This is a genomic window from Aeromonas sp. S9(2024), from assembly GCF_041403185.1.
Classification (GTDB): domain Bacteria; phylum Pseudomonadota; class Gammaproteobacteria; order Enterobacterales; family Aeromonadaceae; genus Aeromonas; species Aeromonas enteropelogenes.
This window is the reverse complement of the sequence record NZ_JBGLRE010000002.1, coordinates 465170-479922: the sequence shown is the minus strand read 5'-3', so window position 1 is coordinate 479922 and position 14753 is coordinate 465170. Positions and strand designations below refer to the sequence as shown.

At 57.4% G+C, this 14753-nt stretch carries 14 protein-coding genes; 7 read left to right on the top strand and 7 right to left on the bottom strand.

All coding sequences use genetic code 11. The features are described 5' to 3' along the window. Window positions 1-36: 36 nt before the first annotated feature. The 3 genes from ACB028_RS05415 to ACB028_RS05405 all read right to left on the bottom strand — a co-directional run bounded on the left by ACB028_RS05415 (window position 37) and on the right by ACB028_RS05405 (window position 1773). Window positions 37-273: a DUF2789 domain-containing protein gene (locus ACB028_RS05415; RefSeq protein WP_026458264.1), complete on the bottom strand. Its 237-nt coding sequence runs from the start codon at window positions 271-273 to the stop codon at window positions 37-39. A 70-nt stretch (window positions 274-343) separates the two neighbouring features. Continuing rightward, window positions 344-643 carry a DUF3301 domain-containing protein gene (locus tag ACB028_RS05410; RefSeq protein ID WP_026458265.1) on the bottom strand — a complete coding sequence of 100 codons (300 nt, stop codon included), beginning with the start codon at window positions 641-643 and terminating at the stop codon, window positions 344-346. Between the two features lie 89 nt (window positions 644-732). Then, the gene (locus tag ACB028_RS05405) at window positions 733-1773 is read right to left on the bottom strand and encodes a DUF3549 family protein (protein WP_371143698.1); all 1041 of its coding nucleotides are present in this window, start codon (window positions 1771-1773) and stop codon (window positions 733-735) included. Window positions 1774-1982: 209 nt separating this feature from the next. On the opposite strand from ACB028_RS05405, the gene ACB028_RS05400 reads away from it, so the two are divergent. From ACB028_RS05400 to ptsG, 6 genes are all read left to right on the top strand, one after another. Continuing rightward, a complete protein-coding gene (locus ACB028_RS05400) occupies window positions 1983-2318 on the top strand; it encodes a YqcC family protein (RefSeq protein ID WP_026457550.1) in 336 nt (111 codons plus the stop codon). Beyond that, window positions 2315-3055 carry a tRNA pseudouridine(65) synthase TruC gene (gene truC, locus ACB028_RS05395; RefSeq protein WP_371143697.1) on the top strand — a complete coding sequence of 247 codons (741 nt, stop codon included), beginning with the start codon at window positions 2315-2317 and terminating at the stop codon, window positions 3053-3055. The genes ACB028_RS05400 and truC overlap by 4 nt, the downstream gene beginning before the upstream one ends. Window positions 3056-3137: 82 nt before the next feature. Then, window positions 3138-3578, top strand: a complete 441-nt coding sequence (locus ACB028_RS05390) for a flavodoxin (RefSeq protein ID WP_223378754.1) — start codon at window positions 3138-3140, stop codon at window positions 3576-3578. A 528-nt stretch (window positions 3579-4106) separates the two neighbouring features. Further along, entirely contained in the window at window positions 4107-5381 is a 1275-nt protein-coding gene (locus ACB028_RS05385; RefSeq protein WP_042073170.1) for a maltoporin, read from the top strand. A gap of 288 nt (window positions 5382-5669) precedes the next feature. Continuing rightward, window positions 5670-6431 carry a MalM family protein gene (locus ACB028_RS05380; RefSeq protein WP_371143696.1) on the top strand — a complete coding sequence of 254 codons (762 nt, stop codon included), beginning with the start codon at window positions 5670-5672 and terminating at the stop codon, window positions 6429-6431. 422 nt (window positions 6432-6853) lie between these two features. Continuing rightward, window positions 6854-8284 carry a PTS glucose transporter subunit IIBC gene (ptsG, locus tag ACB028_RS05375; RefSeq protein ID WP_042027964.1) on the top strand — a complete coding sequence of 477 codons (1431 nt, stop codon included), beginning with the start codon at window positions 6854-6856 and terminating at the stop codon, window positions 8282-8284. Between the two features lie 232 nt (window positions 8285-8516). Here ptsG and ACB028_RS05370 read toward each other — a convergent pair whose 3' ends face one another. From ACB028_RS05370 to map, 4 genes are all read right to left on the bottom strand, one after another. Beyond that, complete coding sequence (locus ACB028_RS05370; protein WP_005303475.1) at window positions 8517-8900, bottom strand: DUF3461 family protein; 384 nt, start codon at window positions 8898-8900, stop codon at window positions 8517-8519. Between the two features lie 204 nt (window positions 8901-9104). Continuing rightward, the gene (gene dapD / locus ACB028_RS05365; protein ID WP_026458010.1) at window positions 9105-9932 is read right to left on the bottom strand and encodes a 2,3,4,5-tetrahydropyridine-2,6-dicarboxylate N-succinyltransferase; all 828 of its coding nucleotides are present in this window, start codon (window positions 9930-9932) and stop codon (window positions 9105-9107) included. A 184-nt stretch (window positions 9933-10116) separates the two neighbouring features. Then, window positions 10117-12744, bottom strand: a complete 2628-nt coding sequence (gene glnD / locus ACB028_RS05360) for a bifunctional uridylyltransferase/uridylyl-removing protein GlnD (protein ID WP_371143695.1) — start codon at window positions 12742-12744, stop codon at window positions 10117-10119. A gap of 84 nt (window positions 12745-12828) precedes the next feature. Beyond that, complete coding sequence (gene map / locus ACB028_RS05355; protein WP_042027960.1) at window positions 12829-13617, bottom strand: type I methionyl aminopeptidase; 789 nt, start codon at window positions 13615-13617, stop codon at window positions 12829-12831. Between the two features lie 373 nt (window positions 13618-13990). On the opposite strand from map, the gene rpsB reads away from it, so the two are divergent. Next, entirely contained in the window at window positions 13991-14719 is a 729-nt protein-coding gene (gene rpsB / locus ACB028_RS05350; RefSeq protein WP_005303470.1) for a 30S ribosomal protein S2, read from the top strand. Window positions 14720-14753: the final 34 nt, after the last annotated feature.

Genomic DNA, 14753 nt, shown 5'->3' with positions numbered 1-14753 from the left:
TCTTAACCAAACCCCGATGGTGAGGAAAGAGGTTGCCTAGCGGGGCTGGCGCAGCATCACGTCCAGCTGATCGATCGCCTCGCACCAGTCCGAGTCGTGCCACAGGGCATCACGTAGAAAGCTGGCCTGGGAGCGGTTCCAGAAACTGGCTTCCGGCAGCAGGGTTTCATTGTCGAGGTGATGCTCATGCACGAAGCGGTGCAGGCTCAGCTCGTCGTTGGCCATGCCCAACTGGGCAAACAGGGCCGGCAGGTCGTGGACAAGGGGTTCCATCTCGTCTCTCCCGTTGCTTGACCCTGAGATTATAGCCAGCCAGTTCCCCCTGTTGCAGCCAGGCCCGGGCTCAAAGTGAGGGCATGCGGTGTGGCGGCAGCTCGACGCCGACCACGTGCAATCCCTGCATCTTGAGAGTGCCCTGATAATGGCTCTCGCCGTCGCTGGAGAACTCGAACTGGTAGTGGGTCAGCAGACGCAGTGGTTGGCGGGCCAGCTCGCGCTTGCCACGGGCCAATGACAGGAGCTGCAAGTCGTGGTGCTGACAGTAGCGACGCATATATTGCCAGGCCAGCTCGGCCTGTCGCCGCTGCTGCCAGAAGAGTCCGCCGATGGCCATCAGCAGCAGGATTCCGAGCATCTCTCCCATGGAGGGGCTTCCTTGTTGTCCATGTGATGACGGGAATCCCCATGCAGGGCTTCCCGTCTCCTTTTCGTTGTCCGTGCGCGAATGCGGGGTTAGGCTGAGGCGAACAGACGGCCGATGGCCTTGCCCAGTGCCTCGCTACGTTCGGGGTCGCGCAGCCTGGCCAGCATATCATTGCGCAGGGCCGGCAAGGTGACCAGTTCGGCAAAAACCTGATTGAAGAACTGGGTCGGTTGCAGGGCCAGCTGCTCCAGATAGTGGCTGAGCAGATCGGCATTTTTCAGATCGGGCCAGAGCCGGCCGGCGATGGCAAGCAGCAGTGCCGGACTGGGCTGGGTTTGCAGCAGGGTCAGCAGCTTGTTGGTGCGCAGAGTATTACCGTTGCAGGAGGCCAGCGCCCGGCACAGATAGGCGAGGGTCTCGGGATTGGGGGCTGCGCACTCCTGCTCCCGGCCGATGCGCTCCAGCAGGGCACCTTGCACTGCCGGTGGCAGGGGGGCGCTCTCCAGACTCTGGCAAAGGGCATAGAGGGGCTCCAGCGGCAGGGTTGGCAAAGCCTTGCACACCAGGGCCAGGTTGCGCTCATCGTGCAGTCGCTCCGCCAGATCGGCGAAGCCCTGTACTCCCAGGGTTTGCCAGCCATCGGCACCGGGCGCCGCCAGATAATGGCGCAGGGCATCGTAATAGGCGGACGGTGCCTGCTCCAGTTGATAGGCCAGCTTGGCATGCAGACTGGCCATCTTGGCCTCGGCCGGGCGGAAGGTATAGGGATTGTCGGCCAGCCGCTGGGCCTTCTCCTCATCCAGCTCGCCAGCCAGCTTGTAGCCCAGGGTTTCCACTACCTGATCCATGAAGTGTTTGGGGCCGCTTGAGATGAGCAAACCGCGCTCATCGAGGGCAAACTTGAGGAACCAGAGGTAGTGGCGGGATTCGGCTGGCTGAAAGAAGTGGACGCCAAGCCAGGCATGCTGCTGCAGGGGCCAGGGATAGGGCTCCTGCTGCTGCTCAATGCGAACAAAGAGATCGCTTGGCAGCGGGCGCACCTGGCGGCCCATGTCAAACAGCTGGAACTGGGTTCCTGCCTGGGTCAGAAATTCGGTCAGGGTATTGATGCTTGAAGCGGTGGCAGACATGGTGTAATCCGGCTTTGGGTGATGCGGGCCGATTATAAGGCCCTCGCCGAGGATCGCCAGTGGTTGCCACGGTTCGCCATGGCAGCGGTGCGGGGCGAGGTGTATAGTATCGCCCTTTTTTGACGGCGGCAGGCCCGGTCCGGCCGCCAGGCGATCGCGTCATGTTCGCCGCCCAAGGATCAACCCGTGGTGAAGAGGAAGAGAGCGAGATGAATCAATATTTGCTGGTAGCTGGCCTGTTGGGGGAACTCACCGCCGAGTTGCAACGCCTCGAACGCTGGCAAGCCGAACACCCTGGCGAGGAGGCGCTGGCGAGCACCCTGCCTTTTTGTGTCGATACCCTGAGCTTCGATCAGTGGCTGCAGTTCGTGCTGATCCCGCGCATGGAGCAGCTGGTGCTGCTGCAGGCCCCGTTGCCGAGCAACGTCTCCATCTATCCCATGGCCAGCGAAGTCTATAAAGAGGAGCTCGCCGAGGTGGCAGATCTGCTGCGCCTCATCGCCCGTTTCGATCTGCTGCTTTCCGGCAAAGTGGTGGAAAAATGAGCCTGACCCTGCTTTATCAGGATGACTGGCTGGTGGCGGTCAACAAGCCATCCGGCTTGCTGGTGCACCGCAGCTGGCTGGACAAGGCCGAGACCCGTTTTGCCATGCAGATGACTCGGGATCTGATCGGGGGCCGTCATGTCTACCCGGTACATCGCCTCGATCGTCCCACCTCCGGGGTGCTGCTGTTTGCGCTGGATCCAACCGTAGCCCGCACCCTGACCGAGGCGTTTGCCAATCGCCAGGTGCAAAAGGAGTATCTGGCGCTGGTGCGGGGCTGGGCGCCCGAGCAGGGGGTGATCGACTATCCCCTCAAGGAGCAGCTGGACAAGATAGCCGACGCCATGAGTGACCCGGATCGTCCGGCCCAGGAGGCCGTCACCACCTTCCGGCGTCTGCACAGCGTCGAGCTGCCTTATGCCGTCTCCAAGAAACACCCGACCAGCCGTTACAGCCTGGTCAAACTGTTCCCGAAGACAGGTCGCAAACACCAGCTGCGCCGCCACCTGGATCATCTGTTCCACCCCATTGTCGGTGATACCACCCACGGTGATGGTCGCCATAACCGCTTCTTTCGCGAGCAATATGGCTGTGAGCGCCTGCTGCTGGTGGCGCGCACCCTGAGCTTTGAGCATCCGGTGTTGAAGGTGCCGATGCGCATCCAGGCCCCCCTCGGTCAAGACGTGCTGCAGCTGTTTGCCGAACTGGGTTGGCCCGCCAGCGAGAGCGATTACTGAGCCTCATTCGGTGGCATCCCTGGTCTGCTTGCTGATAGAGTCGGTGATTATACCGACAACAAGTGCGTGCAGGAGGCAGGTAGTGGCGCAGATCGATATTGTGGTGGGAACCGTCTATGGTGCGGCCATGCTGGTGGCCGAGACGCTGGCGGACGAGCTTGAACGCAAGGGGCACCAGTGTGCCCTGCATGAAGAGGCTCGGCTGGAGGACATAGACCCCGGCCGTTTTTTGTTGCTGGTGAGTGCCACCACGGGCCAGGGGGATATTCCGCCCAATTTGCAACCTTTTGCCAGCGATCTGGCCGATCGGGCGCCCTGGCTCAAGGGGTTGCGCTATGCCCTGATCGCCATGGGTGACAGTAGCTACGAGCATTTCTGTGGGGCCGGCCGTCGTCTTGACGAGCAGCTGCAAGAGTTGGGGGCGAGCGCTGTGATCCCCCGCCTTGAACTGGATGCCACCCTTCATGATGAACCTGAACAGGTGGCACTTTCCTGGCTGAAGGAGTGGACGTTTCAGCCCTGAATTGTTTGTTAAATAGCGCCATAAAAATCCCCTGTCGGTTTGCCACAGGGGATTTTTATTTTCACTATCCGCCAACCCAATTGGTATCCATATTTCTCCCCTGCAAGGTATCTATTTCAAGATGCTAAAAAGTTATCCCGCTCATTTAGTGCCCAGAGGCCGCGACATAACGAGGAAATAAAAGTTCAATCATGAAAGCGATTTCAGTCATGTTTTTAAAAAAGGATGCGCAAATATTCACTTTTGCTTAGAAGCAAATTAATTGTTGGTACCGATTTCAAGTGCAATGTAATTTTAATTTTGTGTATTTTGGTGGTGTTTTGTTGCTCGATTTACTCTTTTTTTACTTCTGTTTGGCGCTGCGAACGTTTGCCGAGCGATTTGTCGCCATTTTGTGAGTCTGCTCATATTTGTCGCGATATGCGCTCCCTATAATCGACCTCGGTTATCACCTGCAGGATTGCCTGGTGATATGAAGTTGAATATTCAGGATCACACTCCTCACAGCGGGAAATAAGGAATATGACAATGAAAATGAAGTGGCTCCCGATTGCAGCAGCTGTTACTGCCGCCCTGGCTTCCCAAGCCGCCTTTGCCGTAGATTTCCACGGTTATATGCGTTCCGGTGTTGGTACTTCCGATAATGGCAGCCTCCAGACTTACTCCAAGCAGAAAGTCGGTCGTCTGGGTAACGAAGCCGAGACCTACGGCGAAGTACAGCTGGGTCAAGAGGCTTACAACAAGGATGGCAAGACCTTCTATGTAGACTCCATGTTTGCCATGGTCTCTGGTCAGCAAGGCCGTGACTGGGAAAGCACCAGCGGCAGCGATGCCGACTTCGCCCTGCGTCAGTTCAACGTGCAAGCCAAAGGTGTGCTGGGCTTTGCGCCGGAAGCCACCTTGTGGGCTGGTAAGCGTTACTACCAGCGTCACGATATTCATATCTCCGACTTCTATTACTGGGATGTATCCGGCGCGGGCGCCGGTGTAGAAAACATCCAGGCCGGTCCCGGCAAGCTCTCCTTCGCCTGGCTGCGCAACGACCCGTGGGATGACTACGATGAGTTCGTTGGTGGTGTCGGCGTAGACAAGCGCGTCGATACTGACGTGCTGGATGTGCGTTATGCCGGTATTCCGCTGTGGACCGACGCGTCCCTGGAGCTGGGTTATGACTTCGCTCGTGCCAACCTGACCGATGAGCAGAAAGCGGCACTGGGCAGCAAGGACTACGAGAAAAATGGCCACATGCTGACCGCCGAGCTGACTCAGTCCATGCTGGGTGGCTTCAACAAGACTGTGGTTCAGTACTTTGCTGACGGTTATGCATCCCAGGCCGTCGATTATGGTAGTGGTTCTGGCAACGGCCTGAGCCAGGCAGCCTCCAAAGGCGATGGCTGGCGTTTCATCAACTGGGGTGTGCTGCCTATCGGTGACAAAGTCGAATTCGGTCACCAGATTGTTTACGGCATGGCCAGTGACATTGATAACAACAGCGCTGACAAGGACACCTTCTCCGTCGTCGTTCGCCCGATGTACAAGTGGAACGACACCATGAAGACCATCGCCGAACTCGGTTATCACCACGATAGCTACGAGCCGAACAGTGGTACTGATTCCAGCACCATCGGCAAGAAGTACACCCTGGCACAGGCTTGGTCCGCTGGTTCCGGCTTCTGGGCCCGTCCGGAAATCCGTGTTTATGCCTCCTATCTGGATGCTGATGGACAGTTCCGTCCGGACTCCAACGGCGTGAAACAGGATGATTCCTGGAACTTCGGTGTTCAAGCTGAAGCCTGGTGGTAAGCTGTTTGATGTCATGAATGCAAGTGCCCCCGCATGACGGGGGCGCTTTTTTTACAACACTGTCCGTAGGGTTACGCAATGAGATATTCCGGGTTAGCCTTGACTGTATTTTGCTCAGTTGTCTTGGGGGGGTGTGCTTCGTTGGAAACAACCGTAGCCCCGACGCAAGAATTCAAATCCATTTTGGGAAATCGTGATACCGCGATGACCCAGCTGGCGTCGGTGAGCAGCTGCTGCCGTGATGTCTCCAGCCTGCCTTTTCAGGAGCTTCAGCCTGGGGCGACCAAGTTGGTCCCGATTGACAGCAGCTCCCCGGCTTACAACTTCAACGAAGGAAAAAGCTATTTTGCTGCCTTCCGCCTGCCTGTGAACTCAGGCAATTTGCGCATTACGGTGGATGGCTTGATCGACAAGTCCCTGTTTAATCCCACCGTAATGATGCTTGACTCCAAATTCAATGTGACCCGCAAGCTTGGCAGTGACGTATTCAAGTACGAGCCCGCCCGCATGCTGGAAGGCGATCGCATGGAGGCCGTGTTTACGGTGGATCGTTCCTATGTGGGTAACCCCAATAACGAGAGCTACATGGTGATCTATACGGATTCCGCCACGCTTGACAAGACAACGACCATCCTGAGCCCGTCCAAATTAATGACCAAGTCGCTGGGGGTTGTTGATTACGGTGAGAAAGATCCCGTTATTCCCCACTCTCCCTGGGGCGTGGTCAGCGTGTCGATGGAAGATCTGAGCGGGGTAAAAACAGATAGCAACTATTACAAGCCTGTCTATCAGGACGTGATCGATGCCAATACACCTGTGGTCAACCCGGAACCCAACAAGCTGGTTGTTCCGCTGGCAACCGGAGTGGGGAGCAAACCCGTGGCTCCCATGTTGGCCGAGACCGAAGCCTTCTATCAATCCCAGATCGAGAAAGCGGTCAATGCCGGTGATATCGACAAGGCGATGCAGCTGGTCAGCGAAGCTGAGCGTGCCGGTTCCAGCAAGGCCAAGGCGGTGTTCGTCGATGCGGTGAAGCGTTCCCAAAAGTAGGGATTAACCCGACTTTTTGACTGAGCAATATATTTTTAAGGCCTCCCTTGTTGGAGGCCTTTTTAATCGGTAGACTGTAATAATAAAAAGGAGTTGGTTACATAGTGTTACATTGTGTTTCCTGTGGATATATTTGGAATTATTAAAATACAAAGCGAAACTGTAATTTATCTATTTGTGTAATAGACTTATCATGCGGTAATTTATCTTGCGAAAATAAGATTTTATTGCAGCCAAACAAGTTGTGATCTCCCCTCCAAATTCAATATTCCTCTCTCTTCGAAAGCAGCAATTTATTACCCGGTGGGTTATATTTTGATGGTCAAAATAATCAAACCCGATCCGACGATATTTGGATGAACTGCTGTTATTTCATTCAAACAACTCGTTCAGGGAAGACAATCCATTCAGGAGCGCACACAATGTTGAAAAATGCTTTCTCTAATCTGCAAAAGGTTGGTAAGGCGCTGATGCTGCCCGTATCAGTCTTGCCCGTTGCAGGTATTCTGCTGGGGGTGGGTGCTGCCCACTTCAGCTGGCTGCCGGAAATCGTCTCCCAATTGATGGAGCAGGCAGGTGGTTCCGTGTTCGGCCAGATGGCCCTGCTGTTTGCAGTCGGTGTGGCACTTGGCTTCACCAATAACGACGGCGTATCCGGCCTGTCAGCCATCGTTGGCTACGGCATCATGGTCGCCACCCTGAAAGTCATGGCGCCGGTCATGGGCGTTGAAAGCATCGATACCGGTGTACTGGGTGGTATCCTGGCTGGTGGTATCGCCGCCTGGGCCTTCAACCGCTTCTACAAGATCCAGCTGCCAGAGTATCTGGGCTTCTTCGCCGGCAAGCGTGCCGTGCCCATCATTACCGGTTTCCTGTCTATCGGTCTGGGCGTGATCCTGTCCGTGATTTGGCCGCCGGTCGGTGGTGCCATCGGTGCCTTCTCTGACTGGGCTGCCAACCAGAACCCGGTACTGGCCTTCGGTATCTATGGTGTGGTTGAACGTTCCCTGATCCCGTTCGGTCTGCACCACATCTGGAACGTACCGTTCTTCTACCAGGCTGGTACCTGCGTCAACGGTGCCGGTGAAACCGTACACGGCATCATGACCTGCTTCCTGACTGCTGACGACGCATCTCGCGCCGCCGGTAACGGCTTCGGCCAGCTGGCCGGTGGTTACCTGTTCAAGATGTTCGGTCTGCCTGCTGCCGCGTTTGCCATCGCTCACGCTGCCAAGCCGGAAAACCGTGCCAAGGTCGTTGGTATCATGGCCTCCGCTGCCCTGACCTCCTTCCTGACCGGTATCACCGAGCCGATCGAGTTCTCCTTCCTGTTCGTGGCACCGGTACTGTATGCCATCCACGCCGTCCTGGCTGGTCTGGCTTACGTGTTGACCAACATGCTGGGCGTGGTTCACGGTCATACCTTCTCCAACGGCTTCATCGACTTCGTGGTGCAATCCCCGCGTGCCAGCAACATGCTGCTGCTGGTGGGTCTGGGTCTGGTCTACGCCGCTATCTACTACGTAGTGTTCAGCTTCGTGATCCGTGCCATGAACCTGAAAACTCCGGGCCGTGAAGACGAGACTGCCGAGGAGTCTGTGGGCCAAGGTAAAGACGAAATGTCCGCCGCTCTGGTTGCCGCCTTCGGTGGTAAAGAGAACATCGCCTCTCTGGATGCCTGCATCACCCGCCTGCGTGTCGGCGTGAAAGATGTGGCCAAGGTTGACCAGGCTGGTCTGAAGAAACTGGGCGCTGCCGGTGTGGTTGTGGCTGGTTCTGGCGTACAGGCCATCTTCGGCACCAAGTCCGACAACCTGAAAACCGACATGGATATCTGGATGAAGAGCAACTAATCCGGTTGTTTGAATCCTGGAGTTCCGAAAAGGGAGGCGCAAGCCTCCCTTTTTCCGTTTTGTAGCTGGGGTGTAGAGGGTTGCCGTGTCAGATAAGCGGAAATGAGGTGATTCACCGTTTTTTCTGTTTGGAGAGCAGGTGTTTGCCTCGAGAGTGGAGACAGTGATGTGGATTCTGCGTGTAGGGCAATAAAAAGAGCGCCATCAGGGCGCTCTTTGGGGAAGAGCAGGATTACAGCTTTTCGAGGTCCCGCTCGATTTCGCTGATCTTGTTTTGCACCACTTTTTCCAAATGGCGCAGGTCGCGCAGGATCTTCTGCTTGATATCCGGATCGGCCTGAACGTGCACGCCCTGAGTCAGGTTGTCCAGCTCGTCCACCACATACTTGAGATTGGCGTTGATCTCGGTGACATCCTTGTACTCATGGGTACCCGAGTCGACCAGCATGGTCTTGCGCTGGCGAGGGTATTTGAATTTCACGCTCTTGGCGAAGAACTCGCCTTTCTGCTTCTTGAAGTAGATCTTGAGGATGTCATGGTTGGCCTCCTGGCGCAGGGTGTAGCTGTCGACGGAGGCGGGATCCTGGATCCCCAGGCTCTTCAGATTCTCGTACATCAGGCTTCCTTGGTTTGAAACGATCCTGTGTCATCTATCTTAACCGAGCGGGTGTGGCTTGCCTGTGACAGGGGCGCCAAAATCCAAATGGGGTTCAAAAGGCCCTTTCTGCCTTATCCGAACATCATGCGAGATGCACCGACGAGCATTCTTCAACGATAAAAAAAGAGCGCCATCAGGCGCTCTTTTTCAAAGGACTGCCAGTTACTCGTCGATGGAGCGCAGCAGGGCATTGATGCCCACCTTGGCGCGAGTCTTGGCATCGACTTTCTTGACGATCACCGCAGCGTACAGGCTGTACTTGCCGCACTTGGAGGGCAGGGAGCCGGAAACCACAACGGAACCCGCCGGTACGCGGCCGTAGTGAATTTCGCCGGTTTCGCGGTCATAGATGCGAGTGGACTGGCCGATGAAGACGCCCATGGAGATGACGGAGCCTTCTTCCACGATAACGCCCTCAACCACCTCGGAACGGGCGCCGATGAAGCAGTTGTCCTCGATGATGGTCGGGTTGGCCTGCAGCGGCTCCAGTACGCCGCCGATGCCGACGCCGCCGGAGAGGTGGACGTTCTTGCCGATCTGGGCACAGGAGCCGACGGTGGCCCAGGTGTCGACCATGGTGCCTTCGTCAACGTAGGCACCGATGTTGACGTAGGAGGGCATCAGCACGGTATTGGGGGCGATGAAAGAGCCTTTGCGGGCGGTCGCCGGCGGCACCACGCGCACACCCGCTTCGCGGAACTGCTCTTCGGTGTAGTTGGAAAACTTGAGGGGAACCTTGTCGTAGTACTGGGCATCGTCACCCTTGATGATGCCGTTGTCGTTGATGCGGAACGAGAGCAGCACTGCCTTCTTCAGCCACTGGTGAACAACCCACTCGCCGGCAATCTTCTCGGCAACGCGGGCCTTGCCGGAGTCCAGCAGGTCGATGGCTTGCAGGATGGCGGATCTGGTGGCGCTATCCACTGTACCCGGAGTAATGGTGTCGCGGCGCTCGAAGGCCGATTCAATGATCTGTTGCAACTCGGTCATGACAGGTTTCCTTTAAAAAATTCTGTTTGTTGTATCACACTTTTCCGATCGTGTTTAAGAGGGGAAACCCGATTTCTTCAGTCTTGTGGCCATTTCTGTGTCACCCCTGGTGAGGCCTCTGGTTTCTCAGGGTAAAAACGCTCTGTAAACAGTCTCTTGCGAGGCTTTTTTGCTCACGCCACAGTCAGGATTGCTGCGGATTGAGCTGGTGTACCAGCCGCTCTTCCAGTTGCAGCTGCTGCTCCGCCGTCAGGGGATCTCCCGCCAGATTGGTGAGGCTGAAAAAGTCCTCTACCCGCTCCCCTATGGTGGTGATCTTGGCGGCGTGGAGCGACAGCCCGCACTGCTGGAACACGGCGCCGATGCGGGCCAGCAAGCCTGGTGTATCGAGCGCCGTCAGTTCCATCAGGGTGTGGCGGGTTTCTCCCTTGTGGGGCAGAAACACCACCCGGGTCGGCACGCTGAACTGGCGGTGACGTCGTGACAGCGGCTTGCTGCGCAGCACCAGCTTGCCGGGCTCCTGCAACGCTTTCTCCAGCGCCTTCTTGATGGGCGCGGTACGGTTCGGGCTGATGGGTTCACCGCTCGGCTCCAGCACCACGAAGGTATCAAGCACGAAGTTGCTGCGCGAGTTCATGATCTGGGCGTCGTGGATGTTGAGGTTCTTCTGATCCAATGCCGAGGCTACGGTGGCAAATAGATTCGGCGTGTCGCGACAGTAGATGAACACCTCGCTGCCACCCCGGGTCGGGTGCTTGCCAATGATCACCAGAGGAGCCGGGTTGTCGCCGTGTTCGATGATGTGGCGGCAGTGCCAGGCGATCTGTTCCGGGCTGTGGCGCAGGAAGTAGTCGGCCTTGAAGTCGGCCCACAAGCGGTTGACGGCTTCTTCCGTGACATCCCGCTGGGCCAGGAGCTGCTTGGCCTGACGCTGGTTTTCGCGGATCCGCAGGCGCATGTCCGGCGGGTTTTCCAGCCCCTGGCGCAGCGCCTTCTGGGTAGCGAAGTAGAGTTCCCGCAGCAAAGTGCCCTTCCAGTCGTTCCACAGAGTGTCGTTGGTGGCACAGATGTCGGCCACCGTCAGGCAGTAAAGCAGGTCGAGATGCTGTTCGTCCCGCACCTTCTGGGCAAAGTCGGTGACGACCTCGGGGTCGTAGATGTCGCGGCGCTGGGCGGTGACCGACATCAGCAGGTGATGGCGCACCAGCCAGGCGACCAACCGGCTCTCGTAGCGATCGAAGCCGTGCAGTTGGCAGAACTCCAGCGCATCGACCGCACCGAGCTCGGAGTGATCGCCACGCCGCCCCTTGGCGATGTCGTGGAACAGGGCGGCTACATAGAGCAGCTCCGGCTTGCGCAGCCGGGTAAACACCTCGTGGCAGAGCGGGTGGGTCTGGCGGCTGGCCGGATTGGGAAACTGATGGATGTTCTTGAGCAGCCGGTGGGTATGTTCATCCACCGTGTAGGCATGGAACATGTCGAACTGCATTTGGCCGACAATCAGGTTCCACTGGGGCAGATAGGCCGCCAGGATCCCGTACTTGTGCATCAGGCTGAGGGGCTGGCCGATGCCATTGGGGTGACGCAACAGCGCCATAAACAGGCGGCGGCACTCGGGGATATCCTGCAGCCAGCAGTTGAGCTTGCGCCGCGCCTCGCGCAGCTGGCGCAAGGTGGCCGAGTGAATGCCCGCTATCTCGGAATGCTGCGCCATCTGGTAGAAGAGGCGCAGGATGGCGGCGGGTTCGCGGGCAAACAGTTCGGCATCCACCGCATCGATGAGGCGGCCACGGAGCTGGAATTCATCGGAGAGGCGGCGCACGTCCATGGCGGTGTTGCCGAGGATCGCCTCGTCAAACAGCTGCAACAGCATCTCGTTGAGTTCGGAGACCCGTCGCACCGTCTGGTAGAAGCGCTTCATCATCTGCTCGACCGGGGTGTTGCCTTCCCCCTCAAAGCCCAGCATCTGGGCCACGGTGCGCTGGCGATCGAACAGCAGGCGGTTGTCCCCCTTGTTGATGGCCATGTGCAGGGCGAAGCGCACCTTCCACAGGAAGTTCTGGCAGTCGAGCAGCTCGCGGTATTCGGCGCGATTGAGAAAACCGTGGCTGGTCATCTCGAACAGGGTGGTGGCACCGAAGTGGCGGCGGGCCACCCAGGCCAGGGTCTGGATGTCGCGCAGGCCCCCCGGATTGCACTTGAGATCGGGTTCGAGCTTGTAGGCGGTACCGAGGAACTGCTGGTGGCGTTCGGCCTGCTCCTGGCGCTTGGCGCGAAAGAAGGCCTCGCTTGGCCAGAAGTGTTCTGGGCCGGTCGCCTCCCTGAGCTGCTGGAACCCCGCCTGGCGGCCGGTGATGTAGCGCGCCTCAATCAGGTTGGTGGCCACCGTGATGTCGGCCCGCCCCTGCTCGATGCACTCTGCCACGTTGCGTACCGCCTGGCCCACTTCCAGTTTCAGATCCCACAACAGGGTGATGAATTCACCAATGCGCAGCCCCAGCACCTCGTCCAGCTCGTCCCCGTCATAGAGGATCAGCAGGTCGATGTCGGAGTGGGGGTGCAGCTCACCCCGGCCATACCCTCCCACCGCGATCAGGGTGAGATCCGTTTTGTCGAAGCCGAATTTTTGCCACAACCGGGTCAGCAGCTGATCCATGTACTCCGAGCGGGTGGCGACCAGCTCGATGATGTTGTCGCCGGCGTCGAAGCGGGCGTGCAGCCAGCCAAGGAAACGACTCAGGTACTCCTTGCAGTTGTCACGGGTGAGCTGATCGTCGGGTAACAGGTGGGGGGAAAGCAGGCTGGCGTCCATGGCATCTCACACGCAGGTGGCTGGGAAATGGCGAAAACGGGCAATAAAAACCCCGGCGCTTCTGAGCAGAGCCGGGGTTCAATGTTAACCGTGTTTGATGAAACGGTCGATGGTGTCGTCAGGGCGCAGGGTCAGGATCTCGCAGCCATCTTCGGTCACCAGCAGGGTGTGTTCCCACTGGGCGGAGTCGCCGCCATCCTTGGTGGTCACGGTCCAGCCATCTTTCGGGTTGACCTTGCAGTGATACTTCTTGCTGTTGACCATGGGCTCGATGGTGAAGCACATGCCGGCCTTGAGCTCCAGCTTGCCGCTATTGCGGTAATGCAGGATCTGCGGCTCTTCGTGGAATTCGGCACCGATGCCGTGGCCGCAGTAGTCACGTACCACGGAGAAGCCGGCCTTCTCGACGATGGGCTGGATCACGGCGCCGATCTCGGTGATGCAGGCACCCGGGCGCACCGTCTTGATGGCGGCGTAGAGGCTCTCCTGGGCGACCTTGCACAGCTGGCGACGCAGCGGCGTGGTCTCGCCCACGATGAACATGGCGGAGGTATCGCCGTGGTAGCCATCCTTGATGACGGTGATGTCCAGGTTGATGATGTCGCCGTCGCGCAGCTTCTTGTGATTCGGAATGCCGTGGCAGATCACATCATTCACCGAGGTGCAGATGGATTTGGGGAAGCCATGGTAGTTGAGAGGGGCCGGGATGGCCTGCTGCACGTCAACGATGTAGTTGTGGCACAGGGTGTTCAGTTCGTCAGTGGTGACGCCAGCTTTGACATGGGGCGCAATCATGACCAGCACATCGGCGGCCAATTGGCCGGCAACGCGCATCTTTTCAATCTCTTCCGGTGTCTTGATTTTAATGGACATGGGATCTCTCTTGCGGCCTACCACAACAACCAGCAACGGCTGGTCGGGCAGGTAATGAAAAATAGATGCGTTTGCAATCAGGGCAAAATTTTATCCGCAACCCCTGCTCACTTCCAGTGTGATTGTCATCACATCGTCAAATCGACGTTGCAGCCTCTCCTGACGGGATCCAGATTTCACACCCGTTTGATGTGTCGCCGGTGGTGTCCTGAGCAAACTTATGGTATAAAGCGCGCCGGAATGGGGATCATGGGTCCCTGTTTCATCACCCTTACTTAAACAACACACACACATCGACACCTGTACCGGGGTGCCCCTTTGGGGTCGGTTACATGGGATGTGTGGAGGCCTAACCCCAATACAGAGGTATAAAATGGCTAAAGTTTCTATGCGCGACATGCTGCAAGCCGGCGTTCACTTCGGTCACCAGACTCGTTACTGGAACCCGAAAATGAAATCCTACATCTTCGGTGCCCGCAGCAAAGTTCACATCATCAACCTGGAAAAAACCGTTCCGATGTTTGACGATGCCATGAACTTCATCAGCTCCGTAGCTGCCAAGAAGGGCAAGGTACTGTTCGTAGGTACCAAGCGTGCCGCGTCTGAAGCCGTCAAAGAAGCCGCTGAGCGTTGCGACCAGTTCTACGTCAACCACCGCTGGCTGGGCGGCATGCTGACCAACTGGAAAACCGTTCGTCAGTCCATCAAGCGCCTGAAAGATCTGGAAACCCAGAGCCAGGACGGTACCTTCGACAAGCTGACCAAGAAAGAGGCGCTGATGCGTACTCGCGAAATGGAAAAGCTGGAGAAGAGCCTGGGTGGTATCAAGAACATGGGCGGCCTGCCTGACGTTCTGTTCGTTGTCGATGCCGACCACGAGCACATCGCTATCAAAGAAGCCAACAACCTGGGTATCCCGGTAGTTTCCATCGTTGATACCAACTCCAACCCGGACGGCGTTGATTACGTCATCCCGGGTAACGACGACGCTATCCGTGCCGTTCAGCTGTACCTGAATGCTGCTGCTGACACCGTACTGGAAGCTCGCGCTCAGGACATCGTTGTTCAAGCTGAACAAGATGGCTTCGTTGAAGCTGAGTAATTGATAAGGTCTGTAAAGCCCTTATTAACCAAGC